Genomic DNA, 15,128 nt, shown 5'->3' on the forward strand with positions numbered 1-15,128 from the left:
GGTACGGGGCGCCGGGAACCGAAAGCTCTCGGATACGCGTTGTCGATCTCATGGGGACCAAGGAGACGGCAGGCGCCGGGCGGTCGGCGGGGGCCAAGGCGGAGCACGGCATCAGCCGGCGCGGGTTGCTGATCGGCGCTGCTGTCACGGCGGTGGGCACGGCGGCGCTGGCCCGGGAGAAGCTGGAGCATGCCTGGTGGCGGCTGCCCGGTGTGGAGAAGCCCCGCAAGCCCGGCGAGCTGGATTACGCACGGGCACAGTGGACAGCGGCGTCCCCGGCGAACTGGCGGCGGGCGGACCGCCCTGCGGACTACGCCATAGACCGGGTCGTCATCCATGTGACCCAGGGCAGCTTCCGCGGCGCGGTCAGGGTCTTCCAGGACCCCGGCCACGGTGCGGCGGCGCACTACGTGGTGCGCAAGGACGGTCATGTGACGCAGATGATCCGTGAGCTGGACGTGGCGTTCCACGCGGGGAACAAGTCGTACAACGAGCGCAGCGTCGGCATCGAGCACGAGGGGTTCGTGGACCAGCCGCAGGACTTCACGGCCGCGATGTACGAGGCGTCGGCGCGGCTGTCGGCCGCGATATGCGGGCGGTACCGGATACCGGTGGACCGGACGCACATCATCGGGCATGTGGAGGTGCCCGGCACCGACCACACCGATCCGGGTCCGCACTGGGACTGGGACCGGTACATCGAGCTGGTGCGGGCAGCGGGCGCCCGGTGACAGCGGGGCCCGCCGCCCGGTTCAGCTGAGCCCCGCCGTCCGCGCGCGCTCGACCGCCGGCCCGATCGCCCGGGCGACGTCCTCGACGTCCTGCTTGGTCGATGTGTGTCCGAGCGAGAACCGCAGCGTGCCGCGCGCCAGGTCCGGGTCCGTGCCGGTGGCCAGCAGTACGTGGCTGGGCTGGGCGATTCCCGCCGTGCAGGCGGAGCCGGTGGAGCATTCGATGCCCTGGGCGTCCAACAGCAGGAGCAGGGAGTCCCCCTCGCAGCCGGGGAACGTGAAGTGGGCGTTGGCCGGGAGCCGTCCGCCGGGGGCCGGATCGCCGCCGAGGATGGCGTCGGGAACGGCCGCGAGCACGGCCGCGACCAGTTGGTCGCGGAGTCCGCCGATCTCCCGGGAGAACTCCTCGCGGCCGTCGGCGGCGAGCCGGCCGGCCACCGCGAAGGCCGCGATGGCGGGCACATCCAGGGTCCCGGAGCGCACATGCCGCTCCTGGCCGCCGCCGTGCAGCACGGGTACGGGGGTGTAGGCGCGGCCGAGCAGCAGCGCGCCGATGCCGAACGGGCCGCCGATCTTGTGCGCGCTGACGGTCATGGCGGCCAGTCCCGACCGGGCGAAGTCGACCTCCACCTGACCGAAGGCCTGCACCGCGTCCGAGTGCATCGGCACATCGAACTCACCGGCCACGGCTGCCAGTTCACGCACCGGCATGATGGTGCCGATCTCGTTGTTGGCCCACATCACGGTGACCATCGCGACATCGTCGGGGTTGCGCGCGATCGCCTCGCGCAGCGCGTCCGGGTGGACGCGGCCGTAGGCGTCGACGGGGAGGTATTCGACGGTCGCACCCTCGTGTTCGGCGAGCCAGTCGACGGCGTCGAGCACGGCGTGGTGCTCGACGGGACCGGCGAGTACGCGGGTGCGCCGGGGGTCGGCGTCGCGGCGGGCCCAGTAGAGGCCCTTCACGGCGAGGTTGTCGGCCTCGGTACCGCCGGAGGTGAAGACCACCTCGCTGGGGCGTGCGCCGAGGGCGTCGGCGAGGGTCTCTCTCGACTCCTCGACGGTACGGCGGGCCCGGCGCCCGGCGGCGTGCAGTGAGGACGCGTTACCGGTGACGGCGAGCTGGGCGGTCATCGCCGCGATCGCCTCCGGAAGCATCGGCGTGGTCGCGGCGTGGTCGAGGTAAGCCATGGTGGGCTCGATTCTACGAGCCCGGGGTGGGGCGTATGCCGGGCGCATCGCGGTCCGTACCCGCGCACGGCGGACAGGTGTCGTGTCACCTGCCCGATCCGGAGCCCGAACCGGAGCCCGATCCGGCCGGGGGCGGCGCCACAGGACGCCGTCGGTCAGCTGCCGAAGCTCCAGGAGACGGTGCCGTTTCCGGTGACCAGGAAGGCCAGGACGACGAGGTCGGCGATGCCGAGGGCGAGTCCGAGGAGGGCACGGCCGCGGCGGGTGGTGGAGCGGGCAAGGGCGATGACCGCCATCACGACGGCGATCGGGCCGAGCACGATGTTCATCACAAGGAGGCCGATCAGCCCGAGCACGAAGGAGGCGACGGCCAGACCGTCGGCGTCCCGGGTGCTCTTCCTGCGGCCGACGGGCCGTGCGGCGTCACCCCCGGTGGTGGCGGCTTCCGTGCCGGTGCCGACGCGGCGGGCGAATGCGGTGAGTGTCATGGTGCGGGCTCCTTCATCTCTGTGATTGGCTCGAACGTCGGATCGGAACAGGCCCGATCAGTGGGACCGGCGGTGCGCACTCAGCCGCTCACGGACCGCGAAGATCAGCAGCCAGCAGCCGATCGCGGCGGCGAGGGCGAGGGTCAGCGGGAGCGGAATCTGGACCACCGCCCCGAGGACGACCCCCAGCAGGAGCAGGGCGGCGACGAGGATGACCATGTTCGGCCTTTCTGCGAGTTCTCGGGGCACTCGGACACTCTGCGCTCTGAGCACCCATTTGAGAGTACGAGTGTTCACTGACTTGTCAGTCTAGACCCGTCCACCCCTTCCATGGTCCGGAGAACAGTTGTTTACTGAATGGCATGAGTCACACCGTCGGCATCCGCCAGACCCAGAAGCTGAAAACCCGTCAGGCGCTGCTGGGCGCCGCGCTCCAGCTGCTGGAGCACCAGAGCCTGAGCAGCCTGGGACTGCGCGAGGTGACGCGGGCGGTGGGCGTCACGCCGACCGCCTTCTACCGGCACTTCGACGACACCGCCGCGCTCGGCGTGGCACTCGTCGAGGAAGCGCTCGGCAGCCTGCACGGGGTGATCGGCGCGATCCTCGCCGAGACGGGCGACAGCGAGGCCCGGCTGGACCGCAGCGTCGAGCTGATCACCCGTCATGTACGTGCGCAGCCCGCCCACTTCCGCTTCATCGCCCGTGAACAGCACGGCGGCGTCGGCCAGGTCCGCGAGGCCATAGCGGCCCAACTGCGGCGATTCGCCGAGGAGGTGGCCGAGGCGCTCGCCGCCGAGCCGGAGTCGCGGGGCTGGAGCGACGAGGACCTGCTGATGCTGGGCGGTCTCTACGTCGACCACATGGTGATCACGGCCTCCGCGATGTTGGACGCCGGCCCGGCCGGCGAGGCCCAGGTGGCCGAGGTCACCCGTCGGCGGCTGCGGCTCGTCACCCTCGGCAGACGCCACTGGCTGGACGGCACCGGCGCCTAGCTGCGGGGGTGCCGGCATCTCGTACAGGAGGACACCCCGGCCGCTACGCCCACCCGCTGTCCGCAGGCGGAACGGTCGGCTCCGCGCAGAGCCGGGCGCCGCATCGAGACCGAGCGCGGAGGCTTCGACATGCTCGACACGCTCGACGGGGACCGGCCCGCGGGTCCGGAGCAGCAGGATCGAGATCAGCCGGTCGGATGTCACGTCGCCCGAGGTCCCGGACCACCTGGCGCACTCACGTCAGGTGGTCCGGGAGCCCGGGGCGGCGTGGTTCAGCTGCGCGGGGCGCGGGCCAACTGGCGGGACTGGGCGACCAACCGGTCGGCGCTGTCCCAGACGTCCGCGTCCTCCTCCAGGAAGCCGCCTGCGAGGTTGCGGGTGGTGATGGAGACACGCAGCGGGCCGGGGGCCGGGCGGCAACGGATGTGGGTGGTGAGCTCGATGGTCGGCGTCCAGCCCTTGAGCCCCAGCTCGAACGAGGTCGGCGGCAGCGCGTCGACGGTGAGCAGCAGGGAGTACGGGTCGGCGTCGCGCCCGTCCGCGAGGCCGAACCAGCCGCGCATCTCGCCCTTGCCCGACGGGGCGCCGATGGCCCAGCCGACGGTCGACGGGTCGAGCTTGATGTTGAGCCGCTCGGTGATCGCGGAGCTGCCGGGGATGGGCGCCGGGCCGTCGCCCGGGCCGAAGCACTGCTCGATCGGCGCCATGGCCGGCGGTTTCACCGAAGTGCGGATGTCGTCGGAGAGGGAGTCCAGGTCACCGTACGTGCCGAGGACCCGGATGCGCTCGACCTCGGTGCCGTCCTCCGCGTACTGGAAGAGCGACGCCTGACCGGTGGAGAGGGTACGGCCGGTACGGACGACCTGCGTCCGGATCACCGCGGGGCCGGGAACCGACGCGGTGAGGTAGTGCGCGGAGACCGAGAAGGGGTCGGGGTGCGGCAGGGCCTCGCCGAGCGCGCGGCCGAGCATGGCCAGTAGATACCCGCCGTTGACGGCGTGGATGATCGTCCAGCCCGCGGAGAGTTCGGCGTCGTAGACGCCCTCTTCGCGAAGGGTGACGGCGGTGTCCCTGTCGAACTCGCTGTCGCCGATGAGTGCCTGAGCTGCCTGTGCCATGAAATGCACCGTACACCGATTGTATTACTGAGCGGTAGCTTTTTTGAGTCGGCGATGTGTCGGCGTATCCAACTCGAGCCATGGCCGGTCAGGTGGCGGCGGAGCCCTCCTCGGCCGCCGCCGAGGAACGCTTGTACGCGCGGGGCGCCCGCCAGTGGAACCGCATCGCCAGCAGCCGCAGAACAAATGCGGTGATCACGGCGGTGCCGCTGGTGAAGGCGTTGATCGTGCCGAAGCGGATGCACAGCACGATCATGGTCGCGCCGACCATCGCGGGCACGGCGTACAGGTCGCGGTCCCAGCGCAGCAGCGACGGCGTCTCATTGGCGAGTACGTCACGCAGCACACCACCGCCGACCGCGGTGGCCAGGCCCAGGGCCGCCGAAGCGGTGAGGCCCAGGCCGTAGTCGTACGCCTTGACGGTGCCGGTCACACAGAACAGCCCGAGGCCCGCCGCGTCGAAGACGTTGACCGCCACCTGGATGCGCTCGACGTGCGGATGCAGGAAGAAGACCAGGCCGGCGGCGAGCAGCGGGGTGAGGAAGTAACCGAGATCGGTGAAGGCGGCGGGTGGCACCGCCCCGATGATCAGATCACGGAACAGCCCCCCGCCCAGCGCTGTCACCTCGGCGAGTACCGCGATGCCGAAGACATCGAAGTTCTTGCGTACGGCGAGCAGTGCGCCGGAGATCGCGAAGACGAAAATTCCGACGATGTCGAGCGCATGCTGGACGGAGGGCGTGAACAGTTCGTTGAGCACCGGGCAATTGTGCCGGTACTACTGCTTGGGGCTGTCCTCCGAGGTCCCGGACGGCGTCGCGGCGTCGTCCGAGGACGGCGCGGCGGTGTCGTCGCCGTCGGTCGTGTCGTCGGCCGCCGAGGCCTCGGCGGCCTCGGTGGCGTCAGCGGCCTCCGCGACCTCAGCCGATCGGGCGGCCTCCGCGACCTCAGCCGACTCAGCCACCTCGCCGGCCTCCGAAGACTCGGCGACCTGAGCAGGCTCCGCGACCTCGGTCGGCGCAATGTCCTCCGAGGGCTCCGCGACCTCGGCCGCCACCGCCTTCGTCACCGAAACCACCTCGACCGCCTCCCGCGCCGCGGCCAGTACCTGCTCGCCCGGCACCTGGTCCGGCGCGTTCTCCGGGTGGTGGCAGGCCACCTGGTGGCCGGTCTTCAGGGCGATCAGCGGGGGCTCCTGCGTCTTGCAGATCTGCGTCGCCTTCCAGCACCTCGTGTGGAAGCGGCAGCCGCTCGGCGGCGAGATCGGCGACGGCACATCGCCCTTGAGCAGGATCCGCTCGCTCTTCACGCCGCGCCGCCGCGGGTCCGGCACCGGCACCGCGGACATCAGGGCCTTGGTGTACGGGTGCATGGGCGCCTCGTACAGCGACTTGCGGTCCGTGAGCTCGACGATCTTGCCGAGGTACATCACGGCGATGCGGTCCGAGACATGGCGGATGACCGAGAGGTCGTGCGCGATGATCACGTACGTGAGCCCGAGCTCGTCCTGGAGGTCGTCGAGCAGGTTCACCACCTGCGCCTGGATCGACACGTCCAGCGCCGAGACCGGCTCGTCGGCGACGACCAGCTTCGGCCGCAGGGCGAGCGCGCGGGCGATGCCGATGCGCTGGCGCTGGCCGCCGGAGAACTCGTGCGGGTAGCGGTTGTAGTGCTCGGGGCTGAGCCCGACCAGCTTCAGCAGCTCCTGGACGTGGTTCTTCAGACCGCCCTCGGGCTGGACGCCCTGGAGCCTGAACGGCGCGCTGACGATCGTGCCGATCGTGTGGCGCGGGTTCAGCGAGGAGTACGGGTCCTGGAAGATCATCTGGACGTCGCGACGCATCGGCCGCATCTGGCCCATGGACAGATGGGTGATGTCCCGGCCCTCGAACTCGACCTTGCCGCCGGTCGGTTCCAGCAGCCGGGTGATCAGCCGGCCCATGGTCGACTTGCCGCAGCCGGACTCGCCGACGACGCCCAGGGTCTCCCCCGGGTACACCTCGAAGTCGATGCCGTCGACGGCCTTGACCGCGGCGCTCTGCCGGCCGAACAGACCCTTGCGGATCGGGAAGTGCTTGACCAGGCCCTCGACCTTGAGCAGCGGCTCGCGCGGGGCGGTGGCCTGCTCCGGGATCGTCACGTCCTTGTCGAGCACGATGGGATCCTTCTTCTCGCTCACGTCGCTCACCTCATTCGCCTCGCTCACAGCTTCGGCGCAATCTCTTCGGTCCAGATCCGGGTGCGCTCCTCGGGTGCCATGTGGCAGGCCGAGTAGTGCCCGTCGCCGACCAGCTTCAGCTCGGGACGCGTGGTGCGGGTGATGTCGCCCTTGGGGACGTCCGCGTACGGGCAGCGCGGGTTGAAGGCGCAGCCGCTCGGGATGTTGATCAGCGACGGCGGCTGGCCCTTGACGGGGATCAGCCGTTCGGTCTGCTCGCGGTCGATGCGCGGCATCGAGGTGAGCAGCCCCCAGGTGTACGGGTGCTGGGCCTGGTAGAAGACCTGCTCCGCGGGACCGCGCTCGATGCACCGGCCGCCGTACATCACCAGCAGCTCGTCGGCCATCTCGGCGACGACACCCAGGTCGTGCGTGATCATGATGACGGCGGAGCCGAACTCCTTCTGCAGGTCCCGGATCAGGTCCAGGATCTGCGCCTGGACGGTGACGTCCAGGGCGGTGGTCGGCTCGTCGGCGATCAGCAGCTCGGGATTGTTGACCAGCGCCATCGCGATCATGGCGCGCTGGCGCATACCGCCGGAGAACTCGTGCGGATAGGCGTCGACCCGCTTGTGCGGTTCGGGGATGCCGACCCGGTCGAGCATCTCGATCGCACGCGTACGGGCGATCTTCTTGCTGACCTTGTTGTGGACCCGGTAGGCCTCCACGATCTGCGCGCCGACCGTGTAGTACGGGTGCATCGCGGAGAGCGGGTCCTGGAAGATCATCGCCATCTTGCGGCCGCGCAGTTCGCGCACCCGGTCGGCGGTGGCCCCGATCAGTTCCTCGCCGTCCAGCCAGACCTCGCCGGAGATCCGGGCGTTGGGGGCCGTGCGGTGCAGGCCCATCACGCCGAGCGAGGTGACGGACTTGCCGGAGCCGGACTCGCCGACGATGCCGAGGGTCTGCCCCGGCTTCACATCGAAGCTGACGCCGTCGACCGACTTGACCAGGCCGTCGTCCGTCTGGAAGTGGATGCGCAGATCCCGTACGGAGAGGAAGGCCTCGTCGTCGCCGGAACGCCGGCCGGCCACCGGCTCGCCCGGCGCCTCGGTCTTGGAAACCTCACTCACGAGAGCCTCACCCTGGGGTCGATGGCGGCGTACACCAGATCCACCAGCAGATTGCAGATGACGATGAAGAAGGCGGCGACGAGCGTCACGCCCATGACGATCGGAAGGTCGTTGTCCTGCACGCTCTTGACGGCGTACTGGCCGAGTCCGGGGAAGGAGAACACGGTCTCGGTGATCACGGCGCCGCCGAGCAGCAGACCGAAGTCCATGCCGAAGATGGTGACGATGGGGGTCAGCGCGGCCCGCAGCCCGTGCTTGCCGATGACCCGGCTCTCCTTGAGGCCCTTGGCGCGGGCCGTACGGATGTAGTCCTCGCCCATGGTCTCCAGCATTCCGGCCCGGGTGAGCCGGGCGTAGAGCGCGGAGTAGAGGAAGGCGAGCGAACACCACGGGATCAGCAGATTCCACGCCCAGTCGGCCGGATTGTCCGTGAACGCGACGTAGTTGACACCTTCCCAGATCGGCCACTGCACGGTGAGGACGCCGAGCGCCAGCATGCCGGTGAAGAAGATCGGGAGGGAGACGCCGGCCAGGGCGACGCCCATGAAGAAACGGTCCAGCAGCGAACCCCGCTTGAGGGCGGAGACGACGCCGATGGCGATGCCGCTGACCAGCCAGATCACGGCGGCACCGACGGCCAGCGAGAGCGTCACCGGGATGCGCTGGGTGAGCTGCGGCCAGACCTCGACGTGACGCTTGAAGGAGTAGCCGAAGCACGGGGCGTGGCACTGCGAGGCGTCGGGGCCGAACTTGTAGGTGGCGCCGACGAAGATCTGCTTGATGAAGTGCCAGTACTGCGTGTAGAGCGGCTGGTCGAGACCCAGGTTGTGCTTGACCGCGGCGATGGACTGGGGATTGGCATCCTTGCCCACATACTGCGCGGCGAGCTGGTCCATCGTCTGCCCGGCCAGCCGGGGGACGAGGAAGAAAATCGCGAAGGTGACTGCGCTGACGATCAGCAGCAACAGCACCGCGCCGAAGACGCGTCGAATGATGTACGCAGCCACAGCTGTCCGGCGGCGGTGTCCGCCGGCCGGGCGCTCCGAGGAGCACCCGGTCCGGCGGACACCGAAACCTTCACCTGCCTTTCGAACTTTCGGGGGTACGGGGGTCGCCCCCCGAATGAATCAGCCCGGCGGACAGGCCCGGCAGTTACTTGGAGGAGCCCATCAGCAGGTAGTCGTACATGCCGAGGTATGCCTGCGTGACCGTGACGTTGGTCGCGGAGACCGGACGCAGCAGCAGGTTCTTGCGGTAGACGAGCGGCACGGCGGACGCGTTCTCGGCGACCAGCTTGTCGATGTCGCCCCAGGCCTTCGCGCGGGCGGTGTCATCGGTGTTGGCGATGGCCGAGTTGAGAGCCTTGTTGATCGCCGGGTCGTCGAGTTCCTGGACGTTGTTGCCACCGGTCGGCTTGATGGCCGAGCCGTTGATGATCTGGTCCAGGAAGCCGAAGCCGGTCGGCCAGTCGGCGCCCCACGCGGTCATGATCATGCCGAGCTTGTGCTCGTGGACGTAGCTCGGGTTACCGGCGAAGTTCTGGAAGTACTTGCCGCCCGGGAACGTCTTGATGTTGGCGGTGACGCCGATCTTCTTCAGGGACGCCTGGACCGCGGTGACCATCGACATCTCGGCCGGACGGTCGGAGCGGGCGGAGATGTTGGTCTCGAAGCCGTTGGGCTGACCGCACTCCTTCAGCTCGGCCTTGGCCTTCTCGATGTCGCCCTTGTGACCCTCGGTCTCGTACAGGTCGAACTTGCTGTAGCCACTGACGGTCGGCGGCAGCAGCGTCGTCGCGACGTCACCCTTCGGGTCGCCACCCTGGGCGGCCTGGACCGACGCCTTGTCGATACCCCACTGCACGGCCTTGCGGCAGTGGATGTTGTCGAACGGCTTCACGTGCACATTCAGACCGATGTACGAGGTGGCGCCCGCGTACGGGTTGTCCGTCTGCTTCTTGAGCTTCTGGTCGGTCAGGACCTTGGGCTGCGTGGCCGGGGCCACACCGGTGCCGGCCGCGTCCACCGTGAGGTTGTCCGCGAGAAGGTCGTTGTCGACCGTCTCCTGCTTGACCTTGAAGCGGATGTCGATCTTGTCCGGCAGGGCCGGGCGGATCGGGTCCGTCTTCGGGTCCCAGTTCTCGTTACGGACGAGGCTGGCGCTCTTGCCCTCCTCGTACGAAGCGAACTTGTACGGGCCCGAGGACACGATGTGCTGGACGTACTCGGCGCCCTTGTCCTTCGCGGCCGGCACGGGGGCCGTCTGCGAGAAGGTCGCGAGGTAGTCGAAGTCCGCGAAGGCGTCCTTCAGCTTGAAGACGATGGTGGTGTCGTCCGGGGTCTCGATGGACGCAATGCCGTTCTTGTCCTTGTACGGACCCTTGTACTTGTCGCCGCCGATGAGGTGCGCCTTGAAGTACGTCGGGCCGTTGGACAGCGCCTCGGGCGAGAAGTTGCTTCGCTCGATGGCGTACTTGACGTCCTTCGAGGTGATCGGCGAACCGTCCTCGTACTTCAGGCCCTTCTTCAGGGTGTACGTCCACGTCTTCGCGTCGGCGCTGGGCTTGCCCAGCGACTCCGCGAGGTCCGGGACGACCTCCAGACCGGCGCCGCCGGCGGCCGGCTTGAAGCTGGTCAGCGTACGGCCGTAGAGGCGCGCGAAGTTCTGCACCCAGCCGTAGTACGTGTTGCCGGGGTCGAGGGAGTCCGGCTCGTCCGACAGTGCGAGGGAGAGCGTGCCACCCTTCTTGTCGGACTTGTTGACTACGGAGGTCAGCGCGGCGTCGGTGGCGCCACTGCTGCCACCCTTGCTCTTGCTGTCGCTGTCCGAACCGCCACAGGCGGTTGCCCCCAGCGCGAGTGCCACAGCTGTGGCGATCGCAGCTGTCGCTCTTTTGGTCTTCACCTGAGGAATGCCCCCTCGATCGATGGTTGCGGCAGAAGATTTGGCAGGTGCCGCGGATTACTTGCTGCGCGGGTCGAGGGCATCACGGAGCCCGTCACCCAGCAGGTTGAACGCCAGAACGGTGATGAAGATCGCCAGACCCGGCACGATCATGTACTGCGGATCGGCCTGATAGATCTCGGCGGCCGTGGAGAGCATGCCTCCCCAGGAGGCCTGCGGCGGAGCGATTCCGACACCCAGGTAGCTGAGCCCCGCCTCGAAGAGGATGTTCGTCGGGATCAGCAGCGTGGAGTAGACCAGGATCGGCGCGACCAGGTTGGGCAGCAGCTCCCGCATCAGGATGAACGGGCCGCGGGCGCCCAGGCTTCGGGCCGCCTCCACGAACTCCCGCTCGCGCAGGCTGAGTGTCTGGGCGCGGACGATCCGGCCCATGTACGGCCAGCTGAAGAAGCCGATGACGAAGATCAGCACCGCGATCCTGAGCGGCAGCCCCGACAGTCCGAACGCTCCGTCCTGCAGCGACGCCGAGATGGAGATCGCGAAGAGGAGCAGCGGGAAGGCGAGGAAGACGTCCATCGTGCGGCTGATGAGGCTGTCGGCCCAGCCTCCGTAGAAGCCTGCGGTGACGCCCATGATCACACCGATGATCACGGAGACCAGAGTCGCGCCGCCCGCGACCAGGAGGGACACCCAGGAGCCCTCGATGATGCGCGACAGGATGTCGCGTCCGTACTGCGGATCGACACCGAGGGGATGGTCCCAGCTCATGCCGCCCCAGGCGCCCTTGGGCGACAACAGGGCCGGGTCGATCAGGTCCTGGTGGAACTCGTTGGGGTCGAGACCGAACATCGCCTGGATCGGCTTGGAGAGCACGGCCAGCAGCACGAGCAGGATGACAACGATGCCGCCCGCGACAGCCACCTTGTCGCGTTTGAAGCGGTTCCAGGCGATCCGTCCTAGCGAACGACCCTCGATCTGTGAGGCCTTGACGCCCTTCAGTACAGACTCGGGCTGAGAACCGGCCTGCGATTCAGTGGTCTCTATGGGTGCGGTCATCGTCCCTCGTGCTTGCCCGTGCCGACGGTTGCCGACGATGCTTGGCGGCCGCCCGGGTCGACGGTGCGGTCCGTTGCTGCCGTGTTGCCGGGTGGTTCAGGTGGTGCCAGGGGACGCGTCCTGTTCCGGAGCGCTCTGCACCGGATCCGACATCCCTCTGTCCGGGGAGTCTTCAACGCGCCTGCGATCACCCGCCAGACCTGACGGGGAATGTTTGCTCAAACGTGATGAGGTCAGAAGGGTTCCGTAATCCGGACAGCGTTGTTCCAGGAGCGGTTTCAGGCTTTCCAACCACCGCTGTTTTCCAGCCAGTTGCCCCGGGATCCACGGGAAGCGCCGGATGCTCCGGTAGGCAGGAAATGCCCTGACTTGGGCTTCCGTGACGTCATTTGCCGGTGGCTCAACCGATTTCGGCGGATCGGCGCACAGTCCGGGTCAACTCACCGGACGCGCCTGCCCGTCGGGGGCGCGGCGGGACGATCCCGGGCGCCGCCGGTCAGCTACCCGAAGGGGTACCCGTAGGCGGAACCGGCTGCGGGCGGCGGACCGGCCTGGGCGTGTGCCTCGCGGTCGTAGAACGGGCGGGCGTTGGCACGCAGCCACATCGCGACCGGGTCGTACTCGTCGGACATGGCGACCGTCGAGACGGGAAGCCCGTCGGGGACCGCGCCGATCGACTGCTGCATCATCGCGCGCACCGTGTCGACGGAGGACTGACTCGTGTCGTAGAGATCGAGACCGATGGCGAGATAGGGGACACCGAGCGCCGGCTGCACCCAGGCGCGGCGCAGCGAGCGGATCGCAGGGGTGTGATGGGCGTTCTGCGACAGCAGTGCGTAGAACTGCGGGATCTCGATGGCCGGCTCGGTGAGCCGGAGCGGCCCCGCGGGCATCCGGTCGAGGCCGGTGGCGATCCGTCTCAGATCCAGCCAGGGAATGCCGACGCCGCCGCCGGGGGCGTGCGGATTGAGCCAGATGCCCCAGCGGTCGGGGAAGAGGGCGCGGGCGATGTCGACGCCGGTGACCACCTCATGGGACCGGTTCCAGCCGCTGGCCGCGAGTTCCTGGGCCGAGGTCACACAGGGGGCGTAGCCGAGCCCGTCGATCTCCATGTTCCCGTACTGGGCGTCCGGCGATCCGGCCTGGCCGTGCCAGAGCAGCATCCAGATCCGGTCCTGGGCGACGGCACGCAGCAACGCCTCGTACGCGTCGTAGCGCCCGGGCGTCACTTGACGCAGCATGTGCTCGACCTGCCCGGCCGCCGCGGTGCCTGACGCACTCACCCTGGGTCCCGCCCCTCTTCGATCCACTGTGTCGGCCTGCCGCTCCCGGGGCACACGGGTGCGGCACGGTGGCCGAGGCACTAGCCATCAAACCAGCTTAAGCGGCGTCCCTGACACCGACTTGACGTCACAGGCCGACGGGTCGCGCACCGGCCGCCGGGCTCGGGCAAGGGGGTAACCGGCCGCTCAGTGGCCCTCGCGCTGGTAGAACGGCCGGATCCTGGCCCGCATCCAGTCGGCGACCGGGTCCTGTGCCACGTCCAGCAGGACCAGGTTGACCGGCCAGGGCACCTCGACACGGCCGAGCGCGCGCCCCAGGGCGTCCATCGGGGCGTTGCGTCCGGCGCCGTCCCACGTCGAGAACTCGACACCTATGAAGAGGACGGGGTCGCCGCCCTCGATGCTGGCCAGCGTGCGGCGGGCGGTGCGCACGACACCGCTCTCCTCGAATTCTCCGGCCGCGGCCGCGAGGAAGTCGACGGGCTCCTCCTGCCAGGCCGGCTCGTACAGCCGGACACGGCCGCCGCTGGCCGGCCCGTCCAGAGAGGTGCGTCCGGCGCGGCAGAGCTCGGCGACGGCGGGCGGCGGCAGCGGCATGCCGACGGCGCCCCCCGGGTTCACCGCGATGCCGAGCTGCGGGGGCAGTCCGCGGGCGAATTCGCGGGCAGGCGCCACAGTGAAGGACATATGGGTGCCGACGCAGCTCAGGAACTGCTGTTCGGAGCTGAAGACGGGGACGTACGCCGCACCCTCGATCTCCACCGTGGGCAGATCGAGCGACGGGGCGTCGGGACCGCCGCCGTTGGGAAGCGGCACCCAGAGGTGACTGCGGCCGAGCACTTCGACGAGCCGGCCGCCCGCCTCCGGGCTGCCGAGCGAGGCCCCGAGCACCTCTTCGAGCTCATTGGCCGGCCATCCGCCCTGCGGATGGGTCTGGACCGGTGCCGGAATGTCCACTGCTTCCCCTTCTCGCCCCATGGCTTGCCGCAGAACAGTAACTCCGGCGCGCCACTCCGCGCTGACCGTCGGCACAGACCTCAGGGGCTGTTGTCGGCGAACGTGATCCGGGCCAGCATCCCGGCCGCCTCCCGGTCCAGCAGCACCGCCGAGCAGCAGCCGGGCGGCAGGACGCCTGCCTCGGTGTCCCGCAGCAGCCTGCTGATGGCTCTGCGGTGCCGGGCGAAGGCGTAACCGGAGACTCCACGTCCGCGCTCGCGCTGGCCGTCCTTCGCCACCTGCGGGGTGACGTCCAGCAGCACGAGGTGAAGGACACTGCCGCGGCGTCGCGCGTCCCGGGCCAGCCAGCCCCGTACCCACGCCTGGGTGCCGCAGTCGTGGACCACGACCGAGTCACCGGAGCGCAGCGCCCGCCAGAGCCCCCAGTAGTGGGCGACACGGACCAGCGGGCGGTAGAGGGCGTACGGGAGTAAGCGGGGCACTCGCTGCGCCCAGCGGTCCCGGGTGTCCTGGGAGTCGATGGCCCGCACGGTCACCGCTCGCCGGATGAGCGTCGATTTGCCGCTGCCCGGCAGCCCGGAGACCACCACCACGTCGCCCGCGGCGAAGTGCAGGCCGCGCGGACTGCGCCCGGCGCGCTCGCGCAGATCGCGCACGACGGGTGCGTGCGTGCCGAGCCTTTCCCGGACCGGTGTGCCCGGCTGTGCGGTCATCGCGCCGTGCGCGACCCCCGCGGTCGTCGCGTACCGCTGCAACGTCATTGCCCTCCCCCTGTCGGTCGCCCACGCCTGCCCTCGAAGTGTAAAGAAAAGGCAATGCGAGACAACCGTCCCACCGTTCGTTTCCCTCACGGGGTACCGACGCCCCACTCTTCCGCAATGCGTGCGATGATGACCCGGCCAACTGCATAAAGGCCGCTTGAATCCGCGCGGGAGAGTTCCGGCGATCGACTGTGCCGGGCGCCGAAGGAGCAAGATCCTCCCTTGAATCTCTCAGGCCCCGTACCGCGTGGATGAGGCAGATCTGAAAAGCGAGCCGCCGTGGCGGCTCCACCCAAGGTGCAAGCCGAACCCGTCAGGGTCTCTCGGCGAACCTCTCAGGTTCCGATGACAGATGG

General features: G+C 69.1%; 15 protein-coding genes and 1 riboswitch. Of the genes, 2 read left to right on the forward strand and 13 right to left on the reverse strand.

Annotated features, from left to right (window positions below):
* Positions 1–50: 50 nt before the first annotated feature.
* On the forward strand, positions 51–731 hold the full coding sequence (locus OHB49_RS14410) for an N-acetylmuramoyl-L-alanine amidase (protein WP_329160678.1): 681 nt from the start codon (positions 51–53) through the stop codon (positions 729–731).
* 21 nt (positions 732–752) lie between these two features.
* Here the strand turns inward: OHB49_RS14410 and OHB49_RS14415 are convergent, their stop codons facing one another.
* The 3 genes from OHB49_RS14415 to OHB49_RS14425 all read right to left on the reverse strand — a co-directional run bounded on the left by OHB49_RS14415 (position 753) and on the right by OHB49_RS14425 (position 2,659).
* Positions 753–1,922: a cysteine desulfurase family protein gene (locus tag OHB49_RS14415; protein WP_030971338.1), complete on the reverse strand. Its 1,170-nt coding sequence runs from the start codon at positions 1,920–1,922 to the stop codon at positions 753–755.
* Between the two features lie 155 nt (positions 1,923–2,077).
* A complete protein-coding gene (locus OHB49_RS14420) occupies positions 2,078–2,410 on the reverse strand; it encodes a DUF4190 domain-containing protein (protein WP_329160680.1) in 333 nt (110 codons plus the stop codon).
* A gap of 57 nt (positions 2,411–2,467) precedes the next feature.
* Positions 2,468–2,659 (reverse strand): hypothetical protein, encoded by a 192-nt coding sequence (locus OHB49_RS14425; RefSeq protein ID WP_158711174.1) that lies wholly within the window; start codon positions 2,657–2,659, stop codon positions 2,468–2,470.
* Between the two features lie 113 nt (positions 2,660–2,772).
* On the opposite strand from OHB49_RS14425, the gene OHB49_RS14430 reads away from it, so the two are divergent.
* On the forward strand, positions 2,773–3,402 hold the full coding sequence (locus tag OHB49_RS14430; protein WP_329160681.1) for a TetR family transcriptional regulator: 630 nt from the start codon (positions 2,773–2,775) through the stop codon (positions 3,400–3,402).
* A gap of 272 nt (positions 3,403–3,674) precedes the next feature.
* On the opposite strand, the gene OHB49_RS14435 is transcribed toward OHB49_RS14430, so the two are convergent.
* From OHB49_RS14435 to OHB49_RS14480, 10 genes are all read right to left on the reverse strand, one after another.
* Entirely contained in the window at positions 3,675–4,520 is an 846-nt protein-coding gene (locus tag OHB49_RS14435; RefSeq protein ID WP_030971345.1) for a thioesterase family protein, read from the reverse strand.
* A gap of 88 nt (positions 4,521–4,608) precedes the next feature.
* Positions 4,609–5,280, reverse strand: coding sequence for a trimeric intracellular cation channel family protein (locus OHB49_RS14440; RefSeq protein ID WP_030971347.1), 672 nt, complete (start codon positions 5,278–5,280; stop codon positions 4,609–4,611).
* A gap of 18 nt (positions 5,281–5,298) precedes the next feature.
* Positions 5,299–6,675, reverse strand: coding sequence for an ABC transporter ATP-binding protein (locus OHB49_RS14445; protein WP_443079657.1), 1,377 nt, complete (start codon positions 6,673–6,675; stop codon positions 5,299–5,301).
* Positions 6,676–6,722: 47 nt separating this feature from the next.
* Positions 6,723–7,811: an ABC transporter ATP-binding protein gene (locus OHB49_RS14450; RefSeq protein ID WP_313939288.1), complete on the reverse strand. Its 1,089-nt coding sequence runs from the start codon at positions 7,809–7,811 to the stop codon at positions 6,723–6,725.
* Entirely contained in the window at positions 7,808–8,818 is a 1,011-nt protein-coding gene (locus OHB49_RS14455; protein WP_030971355.1) for an ABC transporter permease, read from the reverse strand. The genes OHB49_RS14450 and OHB49_RS14455 overlap by 4 nt, the downstream gene beginning before the upstream one ends.
* 145 nt (positions 8,819–8,963) lie before the next feature.
* Positions 8,964–10,715, reverse strand: coding sequence for an ABC transporter substrate-binding protein (locus OHB49_RS14460; protein ID WP_030971357.1), 1,752 nt, complete (start codon positions 10,713–10,715; stop codon positions 8,964–8,966).
* 57 nt (positions 10,716–10,772) lie between these two features.
* Complete coding sequence (locus tag OHB49_RS14465) at positions 10,773–11,771, reverse strand: ABC transporter permease (RefSeq protein ID WP_030971359.1); 999 nt, start codon at positions 11,769–11,771, stop codon at positions 10,773–10,775.
* Between the two features lie 500 nt (positions 11,772–12,271).
* Entirely contained in the window at positions 12,272–13,054 is a 783-nt protein-coding gene (locus OHB49_RS14470) for an enhanced serine sensitivity protein SseB C-terminal domain-containing protein (RefSeq protein WP_329160687.1), read from the reverse strand.
* 186 nt (positions 13,055–13,240) lie between these two features.
* Positions 13,241–14,011, reverse strand: a complete 771-nt coding sequence (locus OHB49_RS14475) for an enhanced serine sensitivity protein SseB (RefSeq protein ID WP_030971362.1) — start codon at positions 14,009–14,011, stop codon at positions 13,241–13,243.
* 80 nt (positions 14,012–14,091) lie between these two features.
* Positions 14,092–14,772, reverse strand: coding sequence for an AAA family ATPase (locus tag OHB49_RS14480; protein ID WP_030971364.1), 681 nt, complete (start codon positions 14,770–14,772; stop codon positions 14,092–14,094).
* Positions 14,773–14,930: 158 nt separating this feature from the next.
* Positions 14,931–15,028, forward strand: a riboswitch (glycine riboswitch).
* Positions 15,029–15,128: the final 100 nt, after the last annotated feature.

The organism is Streptomyces sp. NBC_01717, assembly GCF_036248255.1.
GTDB lineage: Bacteria > Actinomycetota > Actinomycetes > Streptomycetales > Streptomycetaceae > Streptomyces.

Excerpts from the sequence above, each read along its gene's own strand:
- OHB49_RS14420 (WP_329160680.1), bottom strand. The coding sequence starts at position 2,410 with ATGACACTCACCGCATTCGCCCGCCGCGTCGGCACCGGCACGGAAGCC.
- OHB49_RS14480 (WP_030971364.1), bottom strand. The coding sequence starts at position 14,772 with ATGACGTTGCAGCGGTACGCGACGACCGCGGGGGTCGCGCACGGCGCG.
- OHB49_RS14430 (WP_329160681.1), top strand. The coding sequence starts at position 2,773 with ATGAGTCACACCGTCGGCATCCGCCAGACCCAGAAGCTGAAAACCCGT.
- OHB49_RS14465 (WP_030971359.1), bottom strand. The coding sequence starts at position 11,771 with ATGACCGCACCCATAGAGACCACTGAATCGCAGGCCGGTTCTCAGCCC.
- OHB49_RS14410 (WP_329160678.1), top strand. The coding sequence starts at position 51 with ATGGGGACCAAGGAGACGGCAGGCGCCGGGCGGTCGGCGGGGGCCAAG.
- OHB49_RS14415 (WP_030971338.1), bottom strand. The coding sequence starts at position 1,922 with ATGGCTTACCTCGACCACGCCGCGACCACGCCGATGCTTCCGGAGGCG.
- OHB49_RS14435 (WP_030971345.1), bottom strand. The coding sequence starts at position 4,520 with ATGGCACAGGCAGCTCAGGCACTCATCGGCGACAGCGAGTTCGACAGG.